This window comes from Corynebacterium sp. HMSC076G08 (assembly GCF_001811515.1).
GTDB classification, from domain to species: Bacteria; Actinomycetota; Actinomycetes; order Mycobacteriales; family Mycobacteriaceae; genus Corynebacterium; species Corynebacterium hiratae.
Window position 1 is genome coordinate 1 of record NZ_KV805060.1, and the last position, 1,043, is coordinate 1,043.

Genomic DNA, 1,043 nt, shown 5'->3' on the forward strand with positions numbered 1-1,043 from the left:
TTGGGCTTTTCACGGCCTTTTTGTGGAGAGTTTGATCCTGGCTCAGGACGAACGCTGGCGGCGTGCTTAACACATGCAAGTCGAACGGAAAGGCCAGTGCTTGCACTGGTACTCGAGTGGCGAACGGGTGAGTAACACGTGGGTGATCTGCCTTGCACTCTGGGATAAGCTTGGGAAACTGGGTCTAATACCGGATATGAGCCGCTTTTAGTGTGGTGGTTGGAAAGTTTTTTCGGTGCAAGATGAGCTCGCGGCCTATCAGCTTGTTGGTGGGGTAATGGCCTACCAAGGCGTCGACGGGTAGCCGGCCTGAGAGGGTGTACGGCCACATTGGGACTGAGATACGGCCCAGACTCCTACGGGAGGCAGCAGTGGGGAATATTGCACAATGGGCGGAAGCCTGATGCAGCGACGCCGCGTGGGGGATGACGGCCTTCGGGTTGTAAACTCCTTTCGACAGGGACGAAGCGCAAGTGACGGTACCTGTATAAGAAGCACCGGCTAACTACGTGCCAGCAGCCGCGGTAATACGTAGGGTGCGAGCGTTGTCCGGAATTACTGGGCGTAAAGAGCTCGTAGGTGGTTTGTCGCGTCGTCTGTGAAATTCCGGGGCTTAACTTCGGGCGTGCAGGCGATACGGGCATAACTTGAGTGCTGTAGGGGAGACTGGAATTCCTGGTGTAGCGGTGAAATGCGCAGATATCAGGAGGAACACCGATGGCGAAGGCAGGTCTCTGGGCAGTTACTGACGCTGAGGAGCGAAAGCATGGGTAGCAAACAGGATTAGATACCCTGGTAGTCCATGCCGTAAACGGTGGGCGCTAGGTGTAGGGGGCTTCCACGTCTTCTGTGCCGTAGCTAACGCATTAAGCGCCCCGCCTGGGGAGTACGGCCGCAAGGCTAAAACTCAAAGGAATTGACGGGGGCCCGCACAAGCGGCGGAGCATGTGGATTAATTCGATGCAACGCGAAGAACCTTACCTGGGCTTGACATACACTAGATTGCTGCAGAGATGTAGTGTCCCTTGTGGCTGGTGTACAGG

1 rRNA gene is annotated in these 1,043 nt (G+C 56.1%); it reads left to right on the plus strand.

Annotation, left to right across the window (positions count from 1 at the left end):
• Positions 1-19: 19 nt before the first annotated feature.
• A 16S ribosomal RNA gene (locus tag HMPREF2806_RS08410) occupies positions 20-1,043 on the plus strand; the annotation flags it as partial.